Here is a 20,220-nt window from a genome sequence, read left to right on the forward strand (position 1 = left end):
GCGCGGCACTCACCGCAGCACCGGCCGAGGGCCGCTCCCGTACCGCGGGGGCGGCCCTCGTCGCGTGCCGGGCCGGCCGCCTCAAGCGGGGCGGGTCGCCCCGGTCACCAGCCAGGCGTCGCCGCGCACCCGGTGGACCAGCACGACGAGCCGGGCGCCCATGAAGACGAAGGCGAACACCGCCCACACCGCCACCACGCCGCCGCCGAGCGTCACCGCGAGCAGCAGGGCCGGGGCGTAGGCGACGACGGTGAGCACGCCGCCCCACGCCAGGTAGCGCAGGTCGCCGGCGCCGATCAGCACGCCGTCGAGCACGAAGACCACCCCCGCGGCCGGCTGCCCGAGCGCCGCCACGACGAGCACCGGCACCAGCAGGTCGTGCACGGCGGCGTCGGGGGTGAACAGCGGGCCGAGGAGCGGGCTCGCGGCAGCGAGCAGCACGCCGGTGAGCACCCCGCACCCGAGCCCCCAGCGCACCATCAGGTCGGTCGCGGCGCGGGTGCGCGCGGTGTCGCCCGCGCCGAGGTGGCGGCCGGTGATCGCCTGGGCCGCGATCGCGATCGCGTCGAGCGCGAAGGCCAGGAACGTCCACGTCGTCAGCGCGAGCTGGTGGGTGGCCAGCCGTACCGCCTCGTCGGTGTCGCTGCCCGCCAGCACCACGGCGTACGTCGTGAGCAGCAGCGCGGCGCGCAGGGTGAGGGTGCGCACGACCAGCGGCACGGCGGCGCGGGCGGCGAGGCGGACCCCGGGCAGGTCGGGGGTCCAGGGCGCCCCGGCCCGCCGGGCGGCGACGGCCACGACGCCGACGAGCGCCGCGGCCGCGGCGGTCTGGGCGGCGACCGAGCCCCAGGCCGAGCCGGCCAGGCCGAGGCCGGGCACCGGTCCCGCGCCGTAGACGAGCAGGAGGTTGAGCACGATGTTGAGCCCGTTGCCCAGCACGGCGACGACGAGGGGCGTCCGGGTGTCCTGGAGCCCGCGGAGCACGCCGGTGGACGCGAGCACGAGCAGCAGCGGGGTGGTGCCGAGGAAGGCGATCCGCAGGTAGGTCGTGGCGGGGTCGGCCACCTCGGGGCCCGCGCCGAACAGGTCGACCAGCGGCCCGGCGAGCAGCACGCCGGCCACGGTGACGCCGGCGCCGATCAGGGTCGCCAGCCAGAGCCCGTCGATGCCCTGCGCGAGCGCCGCGCGCTCGTCGCCGGCGCCGACCCGCCGGGCCACGGCCGCGGTCGTGCCGTAGGCGAGGAAGACGCAGAGCCCGACGACGGTCTGCAGCACCGCGGCGGCCACGCCCAGGCCGGCCAGCGGCGCCGTGCCGAGGTGGCCGACGATCGCGGCGTCGGCGAGCAGGAACAGCGGCTCGGTGACCAGCGTGAGGAAGGCCGGGACCGCGAGCCGCAGGATCTCGCGGTGCACGCCCGGCTCGGTGGCCCGACTACGCGGGTAAGGGTCAGACTGGCGCATTGGCCCTAGACACGACTAGTTCCCACAGGTCTGTGGGAAACGTGTGAATAGCCACGATCTCCCTCGTGGTGTCGACAAAGCGACGGCCGGGTCCCACCGGCTGGACCAAGCACTGGATCGATCCACGAGAACTTTTCGTGCACAGGGGTGGATGAGCATCCTCGCAGGTCAGAGCGGCAATCTGCGCCTCGGACCGACGGAGTTCCACAGCTCGGTCCCCAGTCTGTGCACAGTTGCCGGGCCCTCGTCCACGTCGGGGGGTGAGTTATCCCCAGCCCCTGTGGACAAGGTCCTTCCCGCGAGGCGGGCGGCCCCGTAGGTTCCCACGCGGGTTGTCGGTGGCCCCGCCTAGCGTCGGACCCGACCGACCGGCCCGGGGACGTCCCGGGCGACATCTCGGGACGTGTGGGGAGGAGCCGGGAGTGAGCGTCACCGATCACGACCCGCGCGGCCCCGTCGGGCCTCCGCCCGACGACTGGGGGGACGGCCCGGCGGCCTACGAGCCGGGAGCGGCCCCGAGCCGGCCCGGCGACCGCACGCCGCCGCAGGACAACGCCGCGGAGCAGAGCGTCCTGGGCTCGATGCTGCTCTCCAAGGACGCCATCGCCGACGTGGCCGAGACGGTGCGCGGGGTCGACTTCTACCGGCCGGCGCACGAGATCATCCACGACGCCATCATCGACCTCTACGGTCGCGGGGAGCCGGCCGACCCGGTCACCGTCGCCGCCGAGCTGCAGCGGCGCGGTGAGCTGCAGCGGGTCGGCGGCGCGCCGTACCTCCACACCCTCTCGGCCAACGTGCCGATCGCGGCCAACGCCGGCTACTACGCCGAGATCGTGCGCGAGAAGGCGATCCTGCGCCGCCTCGTCGACGCCGGCACCAAGATCGTGCAGATCGGCTATGCCGGCGAGGGCCAGGTCGACGACGTGGTCGACCAGGCGCAGGCCGAGGTCTACAAGATCACCGACCGCCGCACCTCGGAGGACTACTCCCCGCTCTCCGACATCATGGACGGCGTCCTCGACGAGATCGAGGCGATCGGCAACCGCGAGGCCGGGCTGTACGGCGTGCCCACGGGCTTCGCCGACCTCGACGACCTCACCAACGGTCTCCACTCCGGCCAGATGATCATCGTCGCCGCGCGCCCGGCCATGGGCAAGGCGCTCGCGCTCGACACGCCCCTGCCCACCCCCGCCGGGTGGACGACCATGGGGGCCGTCGCCGTGGGCGACCAGCTCCTCGACGCCCAGGGCCGGCCGACGACCGTGGTCGCCGCGACCGAGGTGATGACGGGCCGTCCCTGCTACGAGCTGACCTTCTCCGACGGCACCACGATCGTGGCCGACGCCGAGCACCAGTGGGTGACGGCGCCCCTGCGCGGTGCGGTGCCGCAGTCCCCGGAGCCGCGGCACCGGGCCGCGCGCACCGCCGGCGGCCGCCACTCGGCCCCGACCGGCGGCCCCGCCGCCGGCACCGCCCTGCTCGAGCTCGGCGTGCGCACCACGCGCGAGGTCGCAGCCAGCGTCGGCCGGGTGCACACAGTGCCGATGCCCGACGGCGGGCTGGTCGAGATCGAGGCGGTGCGCCACGTCGCCAGCGTGCCGGTGCGTTGCGTGCAGGTCGACGACGCCGCGCACCTCTACCTCGCCGGCCCCACGGGCATCCCGACCCACAACTCCACGCTCGCGCTCGACCTCTGCCGCGCGGCGTCGATCCACCACAACCTGACCAGCTGCTTCTTCAGCCTGGAGATGACGCGCTCGGAGATCACGATGCGCCTGCTCTCGGCCGAGGCGAAGGTGCCGCTCAACCACATCCGCAACGGCCAGATGAACGACGACGACTGGGCCAAGCTGGCGCGCAAGATGGCAGAGGTGAGCTCGGCGCCGATGTTCATCGACGACTCGCCGAACATGACGATGATGGAGATCCGGGCCAAGGCGCGGCGGCTCAAGCAGCGCCACGACCTGCGGCTGATCGTCATCGACTACATGCAGCTGATGACGTCGGGCAAGAAGGTCGAGTCGCGCCAGCTCGAGGTCTCGGAGTTCTCGCGCCAGATCAAGCTGCTCGCCAAGGAGCTCGAGGTCCCGATCATCGCGCTCTCCCAGCTCAACCGTGGTCCCGAGCAGCGCGGCGACAAGCGGCCGATGATGAGCGACCTGCGCGAGTCGGGCTGCCTCACCGCGGAGACCCGCCTGCTGCGCGCCGACACCAACACCGAGGTGACCCTCGGGGAGCTGCTGGCCTCGGGCGCCACCGACGTGCCGGTGTGGTCGCTCGACGACCGGCTCAAGCTGGTCCCCCGCACCCTCACCCACGCCTTCCCGTCCGGCACCAGGCCGGTCTTCGAGCTGACCCTGGCCTCGGGCCGGCGGGTGCGGGCCACCGCGAACCACAAGTTCCTCACCCACGACGGGTGGATGCCGCTCTCCGAGCTCGCCCCGCTCACCCGGATGGCCTCGCTGCGCCACGTCCCGCCGCCGCTCGAACCGCAGCGGCGCGACGACGACGAGATCGTGCTGCTCGCCCACCTCCTCGGTGCCGGACGCCTGTCCCGGCGGGGGGCGCCGCGCTACGTCTCGACCGAGGAGTGCAACCTCGCGGCCGTGTCGGCCGCGGTCGGCCGTCGGTTCGGGGTGACGGCGGCCCGCGAGGAGCACGCCGCGCCGCCGGCGACGGTGCTGCACCTCGACCCGCCCTTCCGGTTCCTGCGCCGTGGCCCGGCGCCGCTCACCGCGTGGCTGGAGGCGCAGGGCCTCGACGGTCGGGCGGGTGCGGAGAAGCACGTGCCCGGCTGGGTGTCCACGCTGCCCAAGGAGCAGGTGGGCCTGTTCCTGCGGCACCTCTGGGCGGCGCACGGGTCGGTCGCGTGGGACCAGGCGCACGGCGAGGCGCGACTCTGCTTCGCGTCGTCCAGCCGCCGTCTCGTCGACGACGTCGCCCGGCTGCTGCTCCGCTTCAACGTCTTCACCCGGATCACGCGGGCGCGCGCCCGCAGCGCCGGCGAGGACGGCTGGCAGGTGGTGGTCCACGGCGCCGAGAACCAGCTCCGCTTCCTCGACGACATCGGGGTGCACGGCGCCCGCGCCGACCTGGCGGCCGGTGTCGCGCGCCTGCTGCGTGCCAGCGTGGGCAGCGTCGACCTCGAGCCCGTCGCCGACGACGTGTGGGACCGCGTCCGCGACGTGCTGGCCGACCGCTCCGACCCGGCGCCCCGGCGCCCGGTCCGCGCGCCGGTGAGCTGGCCGACGCCCGCGCGCGAGCGGATGGCCCGGGTCGCCGAGGTGCTCGACGACTCCGACCTCGACGTGCTCGCCACCAACGACGTCTACTGGGACACCATCACCAGCATCGAGCCGGTCGGCGAGGAGCCGGTGTACGACGCGACGGTGCTCGGCACCCACAACTTCGTCGCCGACGGGATCGCCGCTCACAACTCGCTCGAGCAGGACGCCGACATGGTGATCCTGCTGCACCGCGACGACGTCTACGAGAAGGAGTCGACCCGCCCCGGCGAGGCCGACCTGATCGTGGCCAAGCACCGCAACGGCCCCACCCGCGACATCGTGGTCGCCTTCCAGGGCCACTACTCGCGGTTCGTCGACATGGCGCACTGAGCCGGCGCCGCGCCGCCCGAACGCTCAGCCGCTGGCGACGACGGCGGGCGGCAGCGTCGCGCCGGGCAGCGGCCGGCCGGCCGGGAGGAACCGGCGCCACCACGGCTGCGGCGCGGCGTCCGCGTGGGCGGGGCGGCGCAGGTGGTGGGCGCGGCGGCCGGCAGCGGCGGCGCGCACCTGCTCGTCGATGTGCTGGCGGGCGATGATGACGGCGATCTGGGGAGGCAGTGAGTTCATGGCTACGACACTCGCCCTAAGCCGACCTCCCCGGATCGGGCAAAGTGCTGATCTTCCGCCCCTCGCCCACCTCAGACGACCTGCCGCGAGGACGACGTGCGGCACGATGGCGGCATGGGGAGCGGGCCGGACGGGGAGCAGCTCGGCTCGCTCGAGTCCGCGCTGGGCGCCCCGCTCTCACCCTTTGCCCGCGGCGGGGAGAGCCGCACCTACCGGGTCGGCGACACCGACGAGCTGGTGACCGTGCCACGCGGCTGGCCGGCGGCCGCCGCTGCGCCGGGCGAGGTCGAGCGCCGGGCCGCGTTGCTGCGACGCGTCGGGGCCCGGGTGGGCCTGCCCGTCCCCGAGGTCGTCCGGACCCTGCCCGACGTGGGGCTGGTCGTGGTCCGGCGGCTGCCCGGCCGCCCGCTGCTCGACGTCGCGCCCGAGGTCCGCACCGCCGGCGCGCCCGCCGTGGGGGCGGCGCTCGGCAGGCTGCTCTCCGAGCTGCACACCTGGCCGCCTGAGGAGCATGCCGACCTCGTCGACGTCGACGACACCCCGCCCGGGGAGTGGCACCGCGAGGCGGCCGGGCTCGCGGCCCGGGTCGCCCCGGTGCTCGATGCGCCGGGGCGCGACGACGTCCACCGCTTCCTCGACCGGGAGCCGCCGGCTCCCGCGCGCGGGCTCGTGTTCAGCCACCTCGACCTCGGGGCGGAGCACGTCCTGGTCGACGACGCTGCCGACGCCGGGAGCCTGCGGATCACCGGCGTCATCGACTGGGACGACGCCGCGGTGGGCGACCCGGCTCACGACCTCGCGCTCGTGCTGCGCGACCTCGGACCAGCGGGGCTGGAGGCCGCGCTCGCGGCGTACGCCGACCGGGGCGGCGCCGCCGACGAGGTCGCTGCGCGGGTGCCGTTCCTGGCCTGCTGCAAGGTCCTCGAGGACCTCGCCTTCGGCCACGCCGCGGGCCGCCCGTCGTACGTCGAGAACGCGCGGCGGGCCTGGGCGTGGACCCTCGGCACGACCTGAGGCATGGCCGGGGCCCGTCACCGATGAGAACGTGGTGAGGTTGCGGTCGGCCCTCCCGACCGCCGACGACCATCGGAGGACGACCCCATGTCACGCACCCGCGTCCACAACCTCTCGATCTCGCTCGACGGCTTCGCCACCGGGGAGCCGCAGTCCCGGGAGGCGCCGTTCGGCCACGCCGGCCAGCGTCTTCACACGTGGATGTTCGCCACGCGCTTCTGGGACGAGGGGGGCTCGGTCGGGGTCGACGACGCGTTCGCCGTGCGGCACGGCGAGGGCTTCGGCGCCGAGATCATGGGCGCGCACAAGTTCGGGCCACCCGGGTGGCACGACGATCCCGACTGGCGGGGCTGGTGGGGCGAGGACCCGCCGTTCCACACCCCGACGTTCGTGCTCACCCACCACCCGCGACCGCCGCTGGAGATGGAGGGCGGCACGACCTTCCACTTCCTCGACGCGACCCCCGCCGACGCGCTGGCCGTGGCCCGGGAGGCCGCCGACGGGCTCGACGTGCGGATCGGCGGCGGCCCCACCGTCGTCCGCGACTTCGTGGCGGCGGGGCTCGTGGACCACCTGCACCTCGTGCAGGTCCCGATCGTGCTCGGCCGGGGCGTGCGGCTCTGGGACGGGCTGGAGGCGCTCGAGGACACCTACGACATCGAGGCGGTCTCCTCGCCCAGCGGCGTCACCCACCTGACCTTCACCCGCCGGGCGGGGCGGCCGGACCCGGCCTGACGCCGGTGCTCAGCCCATCGACTTCTGCCCGTCGATGGTCTCGCGGATGATGTCGGCGTGGCCGGCGTGCTGCGCGGTCTCGGCCACGATGTGCGCGAAGACCCGGCGCGCGCTCCACGAGGCGCCCGGCTCGAACCACGGCGCCGCGGGCAGCGGCTGGCGGGCGTCGAGGTCGACGGTCAGCACGAGGGCGTCGGTCGCCGCGGCCACCTCGTCGTACGCCGCGAGGAGGCCGGCGAGCGTCTCGCCCTCGAGCATCCGGAAGCCGTCGGCGTAGGCCTGCACCTCGGGCGGCGGGTTGCTCCAGTCGACGTCCGCCCAGTTGATGTCGGACTCGCGCGGGCCGTCGGTGACGAACGAGGCCCAGGTCTGCTCGACCGCCGACACGTGCTTGACCAGCCCGCCGAGGCTGAGCGTGCTGACGGTGGGCGTGAGGCGGGCCTGCTCGTCGGTGAGGCCGTCGACGGTGTGCCGGAAGAGGGCGCGGTGCTTGCGCAGCACGTCGAGGACGTCGGCGCGCTCGCCGGTCGTGGGGGCGGTGGTCGGGTCGGTCGAGGTCATCGTCATGCCTTCCACGGTAGGGAGTCCTGAGGTCAGGAACTGTCCTCGATCACGGGGATCTCACTGACCCGTCGCGCCGTCGACGGCCTCGCGCACGAGGTCCGCGTGCCCGTTGTGGCGGGCGTACTCCTCGACGAGGTGCACGAGGATCCAGCGCAGGTTGAAGTGGCGCCCGGTGCGCTCGCTGGCCACCGCCGACAGCTCGTCGAGCGACCCGGCCGCCGCGACCGTCGCGCGCGAGCGCGCCACCTCGGCCTCGTACGACGCGCGCAGCTGTGCCGGCGTGAGCGCGGTGGCGAGGTGCCAGTCCTGGTCGGGGTCGGCGTCCCAGTCCAGCGACGCCCACGGCTCGGCGACCTCGCGACCGGCGAGGACGTGGTGGAGCCACCAGTGCTCGACGAAGCTCAGGTGCGACAGCAGGCCACCCAGCGTGACCGGTGACGGCCCGAGCGTGGCGGCGAGCTGGTCGGCGTCGAGGCCCCCGGTCTTGAGCAGCAGCGTGGCGCGGTGGAACTCCAGGAAGCCGAGCAGCGTCCCGGACTCGTCGAGCGGGTAGCCGGGGTCCGGGCGGTCGTCGCTCATGCGGGGAGCGTACGGCGGCGGCGCGATCCGCGGCACCCGTGGGCGAGGCGATCAGTCGGAGGCGCGCAGGGCTGCCTTCGCCCGTGCCAGCCGCGGCCGGCAGACCAGCCACGCGATCGTGACCATGCCGACCACGAGCACGACCCGGTTGGGGTCGACCGCGGGCCGCCACGTCGCATCGCCGTTGCGGATCACCCAGGCGCCGGCCGGGCGTCCGCTGACGCCGAAGCCGCCGCCCTGGCCGTCCTGGTTCTTCTCGGCGTCGTGGCCCTCCCCGCCGCCGGCGCCGCCGCTCACGATGGCCGCGGGGATGACCGTCGCGCCGTCCTTCTCGTAGGGCTCGCCGTACACGCGGCTCACCGTCACCGCGTCCCGTGCTGCACTGATCGCGTCCGTCACCAACATGTCCCCTCCTCGGCTCGTGCGTGGGCGCCCCGGGTCCCACGTTCGTCGCCCGGTCGCGGCCGCGGCAGGGCCGGAGGTCACCGGTTCCCGGGTGTCGCGGGGCAACGCGCGGGACCGCGTCGCGGTCAGCGGCGCGCGATCGGCACCGGCACGTCGCTGCCGCCCTCGCGGGTGAGCCGCTCGCCCATCCGGATGAGCGACGGGACGGCGACGAAGCCACCCGCCAGCAGCGCCTCGCCCTGCACGAACTCGGGCGAGGCGGCCACCATGTCCGCCGGAGCGAACCCGAACACCGTGCCGAGCTCGCCGAGGTCCGCCGGGGAGTTCATCCGCATCAGCACCAGGTTGTCGCACTGGGTGAGCACCTGGGGGTGGATCTTCGAGGGCCGCTGGGTCGAGAGCAGCAGCCAGAGCCCGTACTTGCGGCCCTCGGCGGCGATCTGCACGAGCCGGCGTACGACCGCGGCCGCGAGCGGGTCCTCGGGATCGGGCGGGCACAGGTTGTGCGCCTCGTCGATCACCAGCAGCGTGGGCGTGCGGTCCTCCTTGTGCGTCCACAGGTGCTCGACCACGTCGAGGGTGACGGCGAGCGGCTCGCGCGGGTCGCGGAAGCCGCTGAGGTCGAGCACGGTCGTGCCGCCCTCCTCGGCGATGGTCTCGGCCGCGCTGCGCCGGTCACGGGCCCACACCTCCCAGTCGACGAGGCCGAGGTTCTCCAGCCGCTGGGCCAGGGCCGCTGCGCCGCCGCCCTGCGCCGCCATCTCCACGACCATCTCGGCGACCTCGCTCGAGCGGATCGTCGAGGTCAGCTGGTGGAAGGAGTGGTACTCCTCGCGGTTGAGGATCGGGTCGAGCTGGAGCACCGCGGCCTGGGCACGCCGGGGCATCGTCATCAGCCGCAGCAGCATGGGCTCCCGCCCGGCCTCGTTGCCGGGGGCACCGAGGGCCCGGAAGCCGTGCCGCACCATGTGCGCGACCCGCTCGACCTGCGCGGCGTCCGCGCCCTCCCGGGGCTGGTCGAGCCGCACGAAGTCGGCGTTGGGGTCGAGCACCACCATGCGCAGGTCGGTGTGGAGGAGCAGCTGCTCGAGCACCACGCCGAGTGCGTAGGTCTTGCCGCTGCCGCTCTGGCCGCAGAGGAACGAGTGCCGGTTGAAGCCGGCCGCCCGCACCCGCGCCGCCACGCCTCCGTCCCCGGCCGACCAGGTGCCGATCGGGAGGTCGGCCCCGCGCGCGTCGAGCAGCGCGCCGAGGTGGTCGGGGCCGGCGGGCGAGACGGCCGCGTCGGCGAACGGCGCCCGGTCGGAGCGGTGGGGCACGAGGTCGGCGCCGATGCGGCCGATCACGCTGCCGGTGCCCGGCCGGGCCGGCTCCAGCGTCGAGGCCGGCAACGGCGGCTGCACGACCTGGGCGAGGTAGGACTCCTCGCCGTCGTCGGCGACGACCAGGTCGCCGGGCAGCAGGCTGGGCCCCGGGCCGGTGAGGAAGAGCGTCATCGTGCGACCGTCGGTCGAGCGGGCACGGCAGGTCTCGGTCATGGCTTTCTCCGGGTGGGGTGGATCTCGACGGGGGTGAGGTCGTGCGGGGCGGGGGCCGAGGGCGGCGCGTCGTACCGGAACCACCGGAAGGGCAGGACGTCGATCGTGGTCAGCAGCCGGCCGATGCCGGCGGCCAGCACGAGCGCCCCGGCGAAGCCGATCAGCCAGGTCGCGATCGCGAGCACCAGGCCCAGGACGCCGAAGCTCTCCAGGTAGCGGTTGGTGTACGGCGGCATGAAGAGGTCGGAGGCGCCCGCGAGGGCCACGGTGCCGATCATCGACAGGATCGCGCCGGGCAGCAGGACCCGGTAGGGACGCAGGCCGAGCAGCAGCACGTGCGCCGTCCACCACCAGAACAGGGTCTGCACGGTGAGGCTCACCAGCAGCCACCACCACGAGCCGCCGATCCCCGTGTCGTCGCGCAGCCAGGCCACGGCCGCCATCGCCGCGAGGAAGGCCAGGAAGCCGGCCAGCCAGAAGAGGCTGGCCACGATCCAGCCGGAGGCGTCCGCCGTGGACAGGCCGTGGACCCGTGCGTGCATCCGCTGCAGGGCACGGGAGAAGCTCGACGCCGTGAGCAGCGTGATCAGCGCGCCGATGAAGCCGATGGTGGAGCCGACGTCCTGGGTCACGGTGGTCTGCACGGTGTCGGCCGAGGCGCCGGTCAGCCCCATGCTGTCCGAGAAGCGCTCGCCGACGAGCTTGCCGAGCTCGTCGGGCACCAGTGAGGTCACGACGACCAGCATCGGCAGCAGGGCCAGCAGCCCCTGCGCGCCGATGGCCAGCGAACGGTCGACCACCTCGACGCGCCGCCACTCGTGGATCAGGTGCCCCACCCACGGCAGCGAGTCGGCCTCGGCGCGGCCCCACTCCGTGACCTGGCGGACCCGGCCCCACACCCCGGCGCGCGGCGGCTCGGCGTCCGCTCCTGGCGGCGTGGACTCGGACATCGTGCTCCCTCGTGCGGCTCCCGACGGGGTCAACCTAGGGGCTGCCGGGGATCCGCGGGTCCTGCGCCGCGGATGACTCGGACCGGGTCAGCCGCGCGGCCACTCGTCGGCCAGCAGGGCGTAGCGGAAGCCGTCCAGCCACTCTCCGCTGCGGTGCAGCGACTCGCGTACGGCGTGGTCCTCGCGCCGCATGCCGACCTTCTCCATCACCCGCCAGGAAGCAGTGTTGTCGGCGAAGCACTGCGCGATCACCCGACGCAGCCCGAGCGGGCCGAAGCTGATCTCCACCAGGGCCCGGGCCGCCTCGGTGGCGTAGCCCTGCCCGCTGTGCGCCGGGTCGATCACCCAGCCGAGCTCGGCCTGCGTGCCGGCGGCCTGCGCGCGCACCTCCCGCTGCGACCAGGCGTCCTGCAGCATCAGCATCAAGTCGCCGATCAGCACGCCGTCCTTCTCGACCACGAGGGTCACCGCGAGCCGGTCCGGGTCGGCCCACCGCTCGGCGAAGTCAGCCCGGTCGGAGTCGTCGGCGGTCATCCAGTGCCGGACCGAGGGCTGTCGACGGATCTGCCACACCGCGTCGCCGTCCTCGATGATGGCGGTCCGGATCGACAACCGGGGCGTGGTCACCGGCCACGGCACGGCGGAGAGGTCCTGGGGCATGCGCCCCATGATCGGCCCCGGGGTGCCTCCGGCGCGCGCGAATTCCGGGGACCACCGCACGGCAGGCAGGAGCTCAGGAGCGCTCGGGGCCCGCCACCGGTACGGCGATCCGGAAGGTGCTGCCCTCGCCGAGGGTCGACTCGAGGCTGATCGTGCCGCGGTGCCGGTCGACGATCCGCTTCACGATGGCCAGGCCCAGGCCGGAGCCGGGGCGGGTCTGGGCGTCGGGGTTGGAGGAGCGGTTGAACTCGTCGAAGAGCGTCGCGTGGTCGTCCTCGGCGATGCCGAGGCCGGTGTCGCGGCAGGTGACGACGACGTCGGGTCCCTCGGTGTGCACGGCGAGGGTGACCGAGCCGCCCCCGGGCGTGTACTTGATCGCGTTGCCGACCACGTTGATCAGCGCGCGCTCGAGCTCGTCGCGGTCGCCCCGCGCGTGGATGCCGCCGCCGTGGCCGTCGTCGGCGACCTCCAGCCGCACGCCGCGCCGCTGCGCGAGCAGGTCGAAGAGCTCGTGGGTCTCGCGCACCAGCGCCGAGACGTCGACCGGCACCGGGATCATGGGGCGGTGGGGGTCCTTGACCTTGGCCAGCAGCAGCAGGTCCTCGGCGAGGGTCTGCAGCCGCTCCGCGTTGCGGGCGATCGCCCGGACGCTCTCCTGCGGGGCGGGCGTGTCCTCCAGCAGCTCGGCGTGGCCGAGGATCGTGGTGAGCGGCGTCTTCAGCTCGTGGGTGATCGTCGAGATCAGCTCGCCCTTGTAGCGGTCGAGCTCCTGCAGCTCCCCGTTGAGCTCGCGCTCGCGCTCGAAGAGCCGGGCGTGCAGCACCGCCCGCCCGATCTCGTGCCCGATCACCAGCGCCGCCTCGCTCTCCTCCCCGCCCCACGACCGGGCGGTGTCGGCGCGGATCAGCACGAGGTAGCCCAGGCACTCCGGACCCGCTCCCAGGGGTACGCCGAGCAGGCTGCCGCCGCCGAGCCCGTCGAGGAGGCCGACCAGCAGGCCGCGCTCCTCGTCGGCGAGCAGGCCCCCGGAGGTGTCGCCGAGCCCGCCGACCACGACGGTGCGGTTGTCGGCCCAGCAGCGGCGGGCCAGCGACTCGGCCACCGCCAGCAGCTCGGGCGTCGCGAGCCCGGCCATGTCCGCGGGGTGGCCGGTCCCGCGGCCGCGGGTCTCGCCGGTGCGGGTCGTCTCGATCGCGCGCACCCACAGCCGCTCGCACTCGAAGCCCTCGACCAGGGGGGCGACGCTCTGCCCGAGGATCAGGGCGAGGTCGAGCTCGCGGGCCGCGGTCGCCACGATCGTCCGGGCGGCGTTGCCGAGCCGGAGCTTCTCCGACAGGCGCTCGCGCTCCTGCGCGTGGTGGAGGGCGAGGCCGGCCTGCACGGCGTACATCTCGAGGACCTGGCGGCGCAGGGCACCGGGGCGCAGCCCGTCCTCGGGCAGGTCGACGCCGAGCACGCCGAGCAGCCGCCCGCTCGGGTCGTGCAGCGGCGCGTAGAGCGTGTCGAGGGGGTGCCAGGCGTCGGGCACGTCGAGCGGCTCGATGTCGGGGATCCAGCCGCTGGTGACGTCGGGAGGCAGCCGGTCGTGCGGCAGGAAGCGGAGCCGGCCCCACTCGTCGGCGATCTCCATCTCGGAGAGGATCTCGTCGGCCGGCGTGCGGCGGCCCATCATCGCCTCGACCGCGCTCGGTTCACCGGCCACGGCGAGACACTCGAGGTAGCCGTGCGCGTCGAGGCAGTTGATCACCGCGAGCCGGAACCCGAGCACGTCGACCACGCCCTGGCAGGCGGTGCGCAGCAGCTCCTCGAGGTCGGGCACGGCGTTCACCCGGGTCATCAGGTCGTGGAGGCCGCGGAGCGCCAGCACCTCACGTGAACCCTGCGCGCCCATTCACCATCCCCCATTGCGTCCGGGTCACGACGAGGGTAGGTGCCGCTGCCCGGAAATGGGGAGGAACGTCCGGCCTACTCTCGGTATGCGACCGCCGGCGCACGGTCGGCCAAGGGAGAAATGGTCCACGTGGGCCACGCCCGCCCTCGGGTGGAGCGCGCGCGTGCCGGACAGTGCGGAGCAGAACTCCCCTGTCGTGCGCGACGATCGGGGCTGAACGCCCCGAACTGTCCGGAAGGAGGCGGGCGGGTGATGGACCTCTGGCCCGAGGGCGGGCGCCGGGCGCTGCCCCTGGTCGTCCCGATGCTCACGATCGGCGCGGCGTTCGGCCTGCTCGCCGAGCCGGTGATGGGGCCGCTGCCGCCGGTCGTGATGTCGGTGGTGGTCTTTGCGGGTGGCGCGCAGTTCGCCGCACTCGGCGTGCTCACCGCCGGAGGGGCGGCCGGTGCCGCCGCCCTCGCGGGCGCTCTGACCAACCTGCGCTACCTGCCGACGGGGTTCGCGGTCGCGCCGTCGCTCCGGGGCGGCCGGCTGCGCCGCAGCATCGAGGGACAGGCCGTGGTCGACGCGTCGTTCGCACTGGCGGCGCGCGGCGACGGCACGTTCGACCGCGCCGTGCTGCTCTGGTCGACCGCGGTGCAGGCGGTCTGCTGGATCGGTGGCACCGTCCTGGGCGTGCTCGCGGCCGGCGCGATCCCCGACCCCGAGGCGTGGGGGATCGACGTCCTGCTGCCGGTCTTCTTCGCCAGCCTGCTGGCCGGCGAGCTGCGCCGCTTCGGGCGTACGGCGGTGACGGTGTCGGTGACCGCGGCGGCCCTGGCGGTGCTCACCACGCCGGTGCTGCCCGCCGGCCTCCCGATCGCGGTGGCCGCGCTCGCGTGCGTGCTGGCGCTCTTCCGCGACCGCCGGGGAGAGGTCCGGTGAGCGACCTGGTCGGCGGGACGGCGAGTGCCGCCACCGTCTGGACGACCATCGGCCTGCTGGCCCTGGCCACGATCGCGATCAGGGCCACCGGACCCTTCCTGCTCGGGAGGCGCGACCTGCCCGAGCGCACGCGCCCCGCCGTCGCGCTGCTGCCCACGGCGCTGATGACGGCCCTCGTCGTCGTCGAGGTCGTGGTCCCCGGCCCCGACGGTGGCGTCGACGTCGACCCCGGCAAGCTCGCCGGCCTCGCGGTCGCCTGCGTCGCCCTCGCCCTCCGCCTCCCCCTCGTGGTGGTGATGGTGCTGGCGGTGGTGACCACGGCCCTCGTCCGCCAGCTCACCGCGGGGTAGTACGTCACGAAAGCCCCCGGTCCTCGGGAAGACATGGGGCTGTTCGTGACGTACTACCGGTCGGGCTCAGTCGCCGAAGCGGCCGCGGTGGTCGAGCGGGATCAGTGGAGTCTCGGCCCGGGCGCGGATCTGCTGGACCGCCCAGGTGTTGCCGTCGGGGTCGGCGAAGCCGAAGAACGTGCCGCCGTCGCGGGGGTCGATGACCTGGATCTCGTCGCACGCGACACCGCGGCCCACCAGCTCGGCGCGGGCGGCCTCGGCGTCGGCCACCACGAGCTGGAGGCCCCGGAGCGATCCCGGCGCCATCGCCTGCTGGGCCGGGAGGGTGCCGACCACGATCGAGCAGCCTGAGCCGCGCGGCGTGAGCTGGGCGACGTCCATGTGCTCGTTGGTGGTGCGGTGGTCGAGCACGAAGCCCACCTGGTCGGCGTAGAAGGCGATGGCCCGGTCGAGGTCGGAGACCGGGAGGACGACGACCTCGAGCGTCCAGTCGAGGGGGGTGCTCACCGGGCCACTGCCCCGGCGAGGAGGTCGTCGAGCTTGCGGTAGCCCTCGGTCATGCCGGTCTCCATGCCGCTGGCGACCATCGCGTCGCGCGCCTCGAGCGAGGGGTAGACGGCGTGGGCGCTCAGCCGGGTGCGGCCGTCACCGAGGTCGGTGAAGGTGAGGAACTCGAGGGAGACCTGGTCGGGGGCACCGTCGAACTCGAAGGTCTGCACGGCGAGGTCGTTCTCGCGCACGGTGTGGAAGGTGCCGTGGAAGGCGTACTCGTTGCCGTCGGCGTCGCGGTGCACCATGCGCCAGCCGCCGTGGGTGGTGAAGTCGAGCTCCGGGATCTCGACCGACAGGTCGTCGGGTCCCATCCACCGCTTGAGCTTCTCCGGGTCACGGTGGGCGTCGAACACGGCCGGGACCGGGGCGTCGAAGTCGCGCTCGGTGTCGATGTAGGGCAGGCCCGCGGGGGCGTTGACGTGCAGGGAGTGGGTCATGACGGTGTCTCCTCCGAGGTGGTGGTGGTGTCGGTCAGGACGGCGTCGAGGCGGCGGAACCGCCGCTCGTGCTCGAGCCGGTAGCCGTCGAGCCAGGCGGTCAGCGACTCCAGTGCGGCCGGCTCGAGGTGCACCGGGCGCCGCTGGGCGTCGCGGGTGCGGGTGACCAGGCCGGCCTGCTCGAGCACGGCGATGTGCCGCGAGACCGCCTGCAGGCTGATGTCGTACGGCGCGGCGAGCTCGTTGACCGTCGCCGGCCCGGTCGAGAGGCGGGCCACGATGCCGCGGCGCACGGGGTCGGCCAGCGCGGCGAAGGCGCGGTCGAGCCGCTCCTCGGCCTGCTCGTCGGTCCGTGTGGTCATCGTGCTCAACCCTCTCATTGATCAACCGATAGATTGAATAAAACCACGACGACAGGAGCACGTCAACCCCCCGGGTAGCGTCGCCTCCCGTGCCTGCGCTCCGGGGCCTCCTGGCCGACACCCGCCCCCTCGCGGAGCCGCACTACCGCCGTCTCTGGCTGGCCAACATCGTCACGGTCATCGGGGCGCAGCTCACCGTGGTGGCGGTGCCCGCCCAGATCTACGGCATCACCGGCTCCTCGGCTTACGTCGGGCTGACCGGCGTCTTCGGGCTCGTCCCGCTCGTGGTCTTCGGCCTGTGGGGCGGGGCGCTCGCCGACGCGGTGGACCGGCGCACCCTGCTGATCTGCACGACGTTCGGCCTGATCGGCACCAGCGCGCTCTTCTGGTTGCAGGCCGCCGCGGGCAACACGAACGTGTGGTTGCTGCTGGGGCTGTTCTCGGTGCAGCAGGCGTTCTTCGCGGTCAACCAGCCGACCCGCAGCGCGGTGCTGCCCAAGCTGTTGCCGGCCCACCTGCTGCCGGCCGCCAACTCCCTCAACATGACGGTCTTCCAGGCCGGCGCGATCGCGGGGCCGCTGGTGGCCGGCGCCCTGATCCCGGTGCTCGGCTTCTCGTGGCTCTACCTCGCCGACACCGTCACGCTCTTCGCCACGCTGTTCGCGGTGGTCGGCCTGCCGCGGCTGCCGGTCGAGGGAGCGATCACGTCGCCTGGCCTGCGCTCGGTGGTCGACGGGCTGGCCTACCTGCGCCACCACCCCGTGCTGCTGATGTCGTTCGTCGTCGACATCATCGCGATGGTCTTCGGCATGCCCCGCGCCCTCTTCCCGGAGATCGCGCACACCAGCTTCGGCGGGCCCGACGAGGGCGGGCTGGCGTTTGCGCTGCTGTTCGCGGCGATCCCGGCCGGTGCGGTGCTCGGCGGCGTGTTCTCCGGTTGGGTCTCGCGGATCGAGCGGCAGGGCCTCGCCGTGATCTGGGCAATCGTGGTGTGGGGCGTGGCGATGACCGGCTTCGGCATCGCCGCCGGCCTGGCCGACGGAGCGGCGGGCACCATGCTCGCGGTGGCCGTCGGCATGCTCGTCGTCGGCGGAGCCGCCGACATGGTCTCGGCCGCCTTCCGCACCAGCATGCTGCAGTCGGCCGCCTCCGACGACGTGCGCGGGCGCCTGCAGGGCATCTTCATCGTCGTGGTCGCCGGCGGGCCGCGGATCGCGGACGTCGTGCACGGCAGCGCCGCCGCCATGGTGGGCGCCGCGGCCGCTGCTGCGGGTGGCGGCGTGCTGGTCGTGGTCGGTACGGCGGTCGCCGCCCTCGCCGTACCCGCGTTCGTGCGCTACCGCCTGCCGCGCCCGACGGGCGATGAGTCCGCGCCCGCCCCCGGGTCTGCCTGACCATGAACCCGACGGCCGGCCCCCTCGACATCACCTTCTCCGCGACCCTGGTGAGGAGCCCGAACCCCGGCGGCTGGACCTACGTCGTGTGGCCCGGGTCCGTCGAGCGCTTCGGCACCCACGGCCTGGTCAAGGTCCGCGGGACCGTGGACGGCGAGCCGTTCGCCTCCTCGTTCATGGCGCTGGGCGACGGTACGCACAAGCTGCCGGTGAACGCCGCTCTCCGCAACGCGATCGGCAAGGGAGCCGGGGACGACGTCACCGTCGTGCTGACCGAGCGCCTGGGCTAGATGCCGCAGGCGTCCTCGGCGAACCCGATCGCGGCCCGCGCGCCCTCCGGCGACATCCGCACCAGCAGCTCGCCGGGCTGCCCGTCGAGCCGGAGCGCGACCCGGAACGCCGTGGCGCCGCCCGACTCCCCGAAGGCGTGACCGTCGCAGCGCGCCGGCACGGTCGGCAGCTCGATGCGCTGCACGGGGTCGCCGCCGGCGACGGTGACGCGGGGGTGCCACGAGCCACGCGGGTACGCCGTGAGCACCGGCGTGCCGGTCACCGAGACCACCGACAGCCGGCCGGCCGAGCCGCCTGTCGGGTCGACGAGCAGGGTCAGCGTCCCGACCTCGACGTCGCCCTCCTGGCGGGTCGTCACCTCGTCGGAGAAGGACAGCGTGGCCACCCGCTGCGAGGCGAGCTCGAAGCAGCGGCTCGCGACGTAGCGGGCGACGACGTCGGCCTCGTCCTGCACCGGGTAGGTCGTCGTCTCCCCGCCCGCCGTCACCTGCACCCGGCCGCGACCGCCGTCGACGCCGCAGGCGGGCCGCGCCGGCTGGGTCAGCGGGTAGCCCCGCTCGGAGCCGGCCGGGTCGAGGCGCAGCCGCTCGCCGGGGATCGGCGCGCGGAAGCGCGGGTCGAGGTAGAGGATCCGGGTCGGGCGGAGGTCGCGGTCCAGCCCGTTGCCGATCCACACCTCGAAGCGGTTGAGCGCCGCGTCGCGCGACGACTGCCGCAGGTCAGCGACGACCTTGCCGTCGGGTGGGCCCATGTCGGGCATCGGGAGCGGCGACAGCGTCCGGATCGAGGGCGTCGGGCTGGTGCTCGCGGCGTCCGCGCCGGTGCCGTCGCCGGAGCACGCGGACAGTGCGAGCAGGGCGAGCAGGGCGAGCAGCACCCCCGTCGTCGTACCCCTGACGCGCATGCGGCCACGGTAGTCGCCGGTGCCCCCGGCCGGGGTCCGCCGGCCGGGAAGGCGTGGTGTCAGCCGATCACCTCGGTGCTGCCGTCGCGCCACACCACCAGCCCGACGCGGCCGGGCCGGGTGCGCAGCCAGGCGGCGGCGTCCGGCCCGAGGGCGTACGCCGCGGTGGCCTCGACGTCGGCCTCGGTCAGCGTGGGTGCCACGACCGTCACCGACGCCACGGCTGAGGGGGCCTCGCCGCTGCGGGCGTCGACGAGGTGGGCGCCGCGGTGGGCGGTGCCCGAGGTGGCGACGCCGCCCCGGTGGACCGGCACCCGCGCCACGAGTCGCACCGGGTCGAGCGGGTGCTCGACACCGACCATCCACGGCTCGGCTCCGGGGCGGGTGGAGCAGGTCAGGTCGCCGCCCGCGTTGAGGCAGACGTCGGTGTCCCCGAGCACCTGCAGGTGCGCGGCAGCGCGGTCGACCGCCCAGCCCTTGACCACGCCGGTCGGGTCGAAGTGACCGCCGCGCATGATCGAGAAGGCACCGTGCGACTCCCGCTCGGCGGCCAGGCCGATCGCGACCACCTCGGCCAGCTCGCGCGGGCAGTCGGTCAGCGCGACCTCGTGGCGGGCGTACCGCGAGACGTAGGAGTCCTCGCGCCAGGTGCTGAACACCTCGTCGACCCAGCGCAGCTCGGCCACCGCGGCTGCCCAGGCGGCGTCCCCCTCGGGCGTGCCGGCGTGCCGCCCGCGCAGGGCCAGCGAGATCGGCATCCCCATCAGCTGCACCACCCGGCGTACGGGAGCTGCGGTCGTCGTGGTCCTGGTGGTCGCGGTCATCACACACCCGCCCGGTCGAGGGCGGACTGCAGCGACTGCAGGTAGCCGTTGCTGGTGTAGGTCGCGCCGCTGACCATGTCGATCTGCGCGCTCTGCGCCTTGAGCGTCTCGTCGATGAGGCGCGGCAGCGCGTAGGAGTTGATCTGCTGGTCGGTGCCGTTGCTGTTCGGGTACTGCAGCACCGACACGTCGGTGACCTGGCTGCCCGAGGTCGTGATCGCCACCTGCAGCGGGCCGTACGGCGTCTGGGCGACGTCGCCGCTCGTCTTCTGCGTGGCCGGTGCGCTGGAGGAGCCGCCCGCGGAGCCGGTGCCGTTGGCCGCGCCGCCGGACGAGCCGCCCGACGAGCCGCCCGACGAGCCGCCCGACGAGCCGCTGGTGGTGCTGCCGGCGCCGGAGCTCAGCGACCCGTGGAAGGCGGAGTCGGCGGAGCCGGCCTGCAGCGCCCCCGCGGTCGAGGTGTGGTAGCCGAAGAGCAGCGCCACCACCGTCGCGGTGGCACCGGCCCAGCCGAGGATGCGCCTCATC

The 20,220-nt window shown here is 74.2% G+C and carries 22 protein-coding genes; 7 read left to right on the forward strand and 15 right to left on the reverse strand.

Annotated features, from left to right (window positions below):
- Window positions 1-81: 81 nt before the first annotated feature.
- On the reverse strand, window positions 82-1,461 hold the full coding sequence (locus ACFPGP_RS06485; RefSeq protein ID WP_378588482.1) for an MATE family efflux transporter: 1,380 nt from the start codon (window positions 1,459-1,461) through the stop codon (window positions 82-84).
- A gap of 422 nt (window positions 1,462-1,883) precedes the next feature.
- Here ACFPGP_RS06485 and ACFPGP_RS06490 point away from each other — a divergent pair, with 422 nt between their 5' ends.
- Window positions 1,884-5,081, forward strand: coding sequence for a replicative DNA helicase (locus tag ACFPGP_RS06490; protein ID WP_378588485.1), 3,198 nt, complete (start codon window positions 1,884-1,886; stop codon window positions 5,079-5,081).
- Window positions 5,082-5,105: 24 nt separating this feature from the next.
- Here ACFPGP_RS06490 and ACFPGP_RS06495 read toward each other — a convergent pair whose 3' ends face one another.
- Entirely contained in the window at window positions 5,106-5,318 is a 213-nt protein-coding gene (locus tag ACFPGP_RS06495) for a hypothetical protein (RefSeq protein ID WP_378588488.1), read from the reverse strand.
- A gap of 114 nt (window positions 5,319-5,432) precedes the next feature.
- On the opposite strand from ACFPGP_RS06495, the gene ACFPGP_RS06500 reads away from it, so the two are divergent.
- A complete protein-coding gene (locus ACFPGP_RS06500) occupies window positions 5,433-6,332 on the forward strand; it encodes a phosphotransferase family protein (RefSeq protein ID WP_378588491.1) in 900 nt (299 codons plus the stop codon).
- An 87-nt stretch (window positions 6,333-6,419) separates the two neighbouring features.
- A complete protein-coding gene (locus ACFPGP_RS06505; protein WP_378588494.1) occupies window positions 6,420-7,067 on the forward strand; it encodes a dihydrofolate reductase family protein in 648 nt (215 codons plus the stop codon).
- A 9-nt stretch (window positions 7,068-7,076) separates the two neighbouring features.
- Here the strand turns inward: ACFPGP_RS06505 and ACFPGP_RS06510 are convergent, their stop codons facing one another.
- The 7 genes from ACFPGP_RS06510 to ACFPGP_RS06540 all read right to left on the reverse strand — a co-directional run bounded on the left by ACFPGP_RS06510 (window position 7,077) and on the right by ACFPGP_RS06540 (window position 13,654).
- Window positions 7,077-7,634, reverse strand: a complete 558-nt coding sequence (locus ACFPGP_RS06510) for a DinB family protein (protein ID WP_378588497.1) — start codon at window positions 7,632-7,634, stop codon at window positions 7,077-7,079.
- Window positions 7,635-7,688: 54 nt separating this feature from the next.
- Window positions 7,689-8,210: a DinB family protein gene (locus ACFPGP_RS06515; RefSeq protein ID WP_378588499.1), complete on the reverse strand. Its 522-nt coding sequence runs from the start codon at window positions 8,208-8,210 to the stop codon at window positions 7,689-7,691.
- A 51-nt stretch (window positions 8,211-8,261) separates the two neighbouring features.
- Window positions 8,262-8,615 carry a spore germination protein GerW family protein gene (locus ACFPGP_RS06520; RefSeq protein WP_378588501.1) on the reverse strand — a complete coding sequence of 118 codons (354 nt, stop codon included), beginning with the start codon at window positions 8,613-8,615 and terminating at the stop codon, window positions 8,262-8,264.
- Between the two features lie 125 nt (window positions 8,616-8,740).
- Window positions 8,741-10,153: an ATP-binding protein gene (locus ACFPGP_RS06525; RefSeq protein ID WP_378588504.1), complete on the reverse strand. Its 1,413-nt coding sequence runs from the start codon at window positions 10,151-10,153 to the stop codon at window positions 8,741-8,743.
- Window positions 10,150-11,103, reverse strand: a complete 954-nt coding sequence (locus ACFPGP_RS06530; protein ID WP_378588507.1) for a hypothetical protein — start codon at window positions 11,101-11,103, stop codon at window positions 10,150-10,152. The genes ACFPGP_RS06525 and ACFPGP_RS06530 overlap by 4 nt, the downstream gene beginning before the upstream one ends.
- A gap of 87 nt (window positions 11,104-11,190) precedes the next feature.
- On the reverse strand, window positions 11,191-11,763 hold the full coding sequence (locus ACFPGP_RS06535) for a GNAT family N-acetyltransferase (protein WP_378588510.1): 573 nt from the start codon (window positions 11,761-11,763) through the stop codon (window positions 11,191-11,193).
- A gap of 73 nt (window positions 11,764-11,836) precedes the next feature.
- On the reverse strand, window positions 11,837-13,654 hold the full coding sequence (locus tag ACFPGP_RS06540; RefSeq protein ID WP_378588512.1) for a GAF domain-containing sensor histidine kinase: 1,818 nt from the start codon (window positions 13,652-13,654) through the stop codon (window positions 11,837-11,839).
- Window positions 13,655-13,906: 252 nt separating this feature from the next.
- Here ACFPGP_RS06540 and ACFPGP_RS06545 point away from each other — a divergent pair, with 252 nt between their 5' ends.
- Together ACFPGP_RS06545 and ACFPGP_RS06550 are read left to right on the forward strand one after the other, a co-directional pair.
- Complete coding sequence (locus ACFPGP_RS06545) at window positions 13,907-14,578, forward strand: AzlC family ABC transporter permease (protein ID WP_378588514.1); 672 nt, start codon at window positions 13,907-13,909, stop codon at window positions 14,576-14,578.
- The gene (locus ACFPGP_RS06550) at window positions 14,575-14,928 is read left to right on the forward strand and encodes an AzlD domain-containing protein (protein ID WP_378588516.1); all 354 of its coding nucleotides are present in this window, start codon (window positions 14,575-14,577) and stop codon (window positions 14,926-14,928) included. Before ACFPGP_RS06545 ends, ACFPGP_RS06550 begins: the two co-directional genes overlap by 4 nt.
- 66 nt (window positions 14,929-14,994) lie before the next feature.
- Here ACFPGP_RS06550 and ACFPGP_RS06555 read toward each other — a convergent pair whose 3' ends face one another.
- The 3 genes from ACFPGP_RS06555 to ACFPGP_RS06565 are packed head-to-tail and all read right to left on the reverse strand — an operon-like array spanning window position 14,995 to window position 16,279.
- Complete coding sequence (locus ACFPGP_RS06555; protein WP_378588518.1) at window positions 14,995-15,435, reverse strand: VOC family protein; 441 nt, start codon at window positions 15,433-15,435, stop codon at window positions 14,995-14,997.
- Complete coding sequence (locus ACFPGP_RS06560; protein ID WP_378588520.1) at window positions 15,432-15,917, reverse strand: SRPBCC family protein; 486 nt, start codon at window positions 15,915-15,917, stop codon at window positions 15,432-15,434. The genes ACFPGP_RS06555 and ACFPGP_RS06560 overlap by 4 nt, the downstream gene beginning before the upstream one ends.
- Window positions 15,914-16,279 carry an ArsR/SmtB family transcription factor gene (locus ACFPGP_RS06565; RefSeq protein ID WP_378588522.1) on the reverse strand — a complete coding sequence of 122 codons (366 nt, stop codon included), beginning with the start codon at window positions 16,277-16,279 and terminating at the stop codon, window positions 15,914-15,916. Before ACFPGP_RS06565 ends, ACFPGP_RS06560 begins: the two co-directional genes overlap by 4 nt.
- Window positions 16,280-16,368: 89 nt before the next feature.
- Here ACFPGP_RS06565 and ACFPGP_RS06570 point away from each other — a divergent pair, with 89 nt between their 5' ends.
- Both ACFPGP_RS06570 and ACFPGP_RS06575 read left to right on the forward strand, forming a co-directional pair.
- On the forward strand, window positions 16,369-17,673 hold the full coding sequence (locus ACFPGP_RS06570) for an MFS transporter (RefSeq protein ID WP_378588525.1): 1,305 nt from the start codon (window positions 16,369-16,371) through the stop codon (window positions 17,671-17,673).
- Between the two features lie 2 nt (window positions 17,674-17,675).
- Entirely contained in the window at window positions 17,676-17,963 is a 288-nt protein-coding gene (locus ACFPGP_RS06575; RefSeq protein WP_378588527.1) for a DUF1905 domain-containing protein, read from the forward strand.
- Here the strand turns inward: ACFPGP_RS06575 and ACFPGP_RS06580 are convergent.
- The 3 genes from ACFPGP_RS06580 to ACFPGP_RS06590 are packed head-to-tail and all read right to left on the reverse strand — an operon-like array spanning window position 17,960 to window position 20,219.
- Window positions 17,960-18,868: a hypothetical protein gene (locus ACFPGP_RS06580; RefSeq protein ID WP_378588530.1), complete on the reverse strand. Its 909-nt coding sequence runs from the start codon at window positions 18,866-18,868 to the stop codon at window positions 17,960-17,962. The genes ACFPGP_RS06575 and ACFPGP_RS06580 overlap by 4 nt on opposite strands.
- A gap of 59 nt (window positions 18,869-18,927) precedes the next feature.
- The gene (locus tag ACFPGP_RS06585) at window positions 18,928-19,692 is read right to left on the reverse strand and encodes an FAD:protein FMN transferase (RefSeq protein WP_378588533.1); all 765 of its coding nucleotides are present in this window, start codon (window positions 19,690-19,692) and stop codon (window positions 18,928-18,930) included.
- Window positions 19,692-20,219 carry an FMN-binding protein gene (locus ACFPGP_RS06590; RefSeq protein WP_378588535.1) on the reverse strand — a complete coding sequence of 176 codons (528 nt, stop codon included), beginning with the start codon at window positions 20,217-20,219 and terminating at the stop codon, window positions 19,692-19,694. Before ACFPGP_RS06590 ends, ACFPGP_RS06585 begins: the two co-directional genes overlap by 1 nt.
- Between the last annotated feature and the right edge of the window lies 1 nt (window position 20,220).

This window comes from Nocardioides taihuensis (assembly GCF_042657275.1).
Taxonomy (GTDB): domain Bacteria; phylum Actinomycetota; class Actinomycetes; order Propionibacteriales; family Nocardioidaceae; genus Nocardioides; species Nocardioides taihuensis.

Coding starts and splice junctions, on each gene's coding strand:
- ACFPGP_RS06485 (WP_378588482.1), bottom strand. CDS start 1,461: ATGCGCCAGTCTGACCCTTACCCGCGTAGTCGGGCCACCGAGCCGGGC.
- ACFPGP_RS06495 (WP_378588488.1), bottom strand. CDS start 5,318: ATGAACTCACTGCCTCCCCAGATCGCCGTCATCATCGCCCGCCAGCAC.
- ACFPGP_RS06500 (WP_378588491.1), top strand. CDS start 5,433: ATGGGGAGCGGGCCGGACGGGGAGCAGCTCGGCTCGCTCGAGTCCGCG.
- ACFPGP_RS06505 (WP_378588494.1), top strand. CDS start 6,420: ATGTCACGCACCCGCGTCCACAACCTCTCGATCTCGCTCGACGGCTTC.
- ACFPGP_RS06510 (WP_378588497.1), bottom strand. CDS start 7,634: ATGACGATGACCTCGACCGACCCGACCACCGCCCCCACGACCGGCGAG.
- ACFPGP_RS06515 (WP_378588499.1), bottom strand. CDS start 8,210: ATGAGCGACGACCGCCCGGACCCCGGCTACCCGCTCGACGAGTCCGGG.
- ACFPGP_RS06520 (WP_378588501.1), bottom strand. CDS start 8,615: ATGTTGGTGACGGACGCGATCAGTGCAGCACGGGACGCGGTGACGGTG.
- ACFPGP_RS06525 (WP_378588504.1), bottom strand. CDS start 10,153: ATGACCGAGACCTGCCGTGCCCGCTCGACCGACGGTCGCACGATGACG.
- ACFPGP_RS06530 (WP_378588507.1), bottom strand. CDS start 11,103: ATGTCCGAGTCCACGCCGCCAGGAGCGGACGCCGAGCCGCCGCGCGCC.
- ACFPGP_RS06535 (WP_378588510.1), bottom strand. CDS start 11,763: ATGCCCCAGGACCTCTCCGCCGTGCCGTGGCCGGTGACCACGCCCCGG.
- ACFPGP_RS06540 (WP_378588512.1), bottom strand. CDS start 13,654: ATGGGCGCGCAGGGTTCACGTGAGGTGCTGGCGCTCCGCGGCCTCCAC.
- ACFPGP_RS06545 (WP_378588514.1), top strand. CDS start 13,907: ATGGACCTCTGGCCCGAGGGCGGGCGCCGGGCGCTGCCCCTGGTCGTC.
- ACFPGP_RS06560 (WP_378588520.1), bottom strand. CDS start 15,917: ATGACCCACTCCCTGCACGTCAACGCCCCCGCGGGCCTGCCCTACATC.
- ACFPGP_RS06565 (WP_378588522.1), bottom strand. CDS start 16,279: ATGACCACACGGACCGACGAGCAGGCCGAGGAGCGGCTCGACCGCGCC.
- ACFPGP_RS06575 (WP_378588527.1), top strand. CDS start 17,676: ATGAACCCGACGGCCGGCCCCCTCGACATCACCTTCTCCGCGACCCTG.
- ACFPGP_RS06580 (WP_378588530.1), bottom strand. CDS start 18,868: ATGCGCGTCAGGGGTACGACGACGGGGGTGCTGCTCGCCCTGCTCGCC.
- ACFPGP_RS06585 (WP_378588533.1), bottom strand. CDS start 19,692: ATGACCGCGACCACCAGGACCACGACGACCGCAGCTCCCGTACGCCGG.
- ACFPGP_RS06590 (WP_378588535.1), bottom strand. CDS start 20,219: ATGAGGCGCATCCTCGGCTGGGCCGGTGCCACCGCGACGGTGGTGGCG.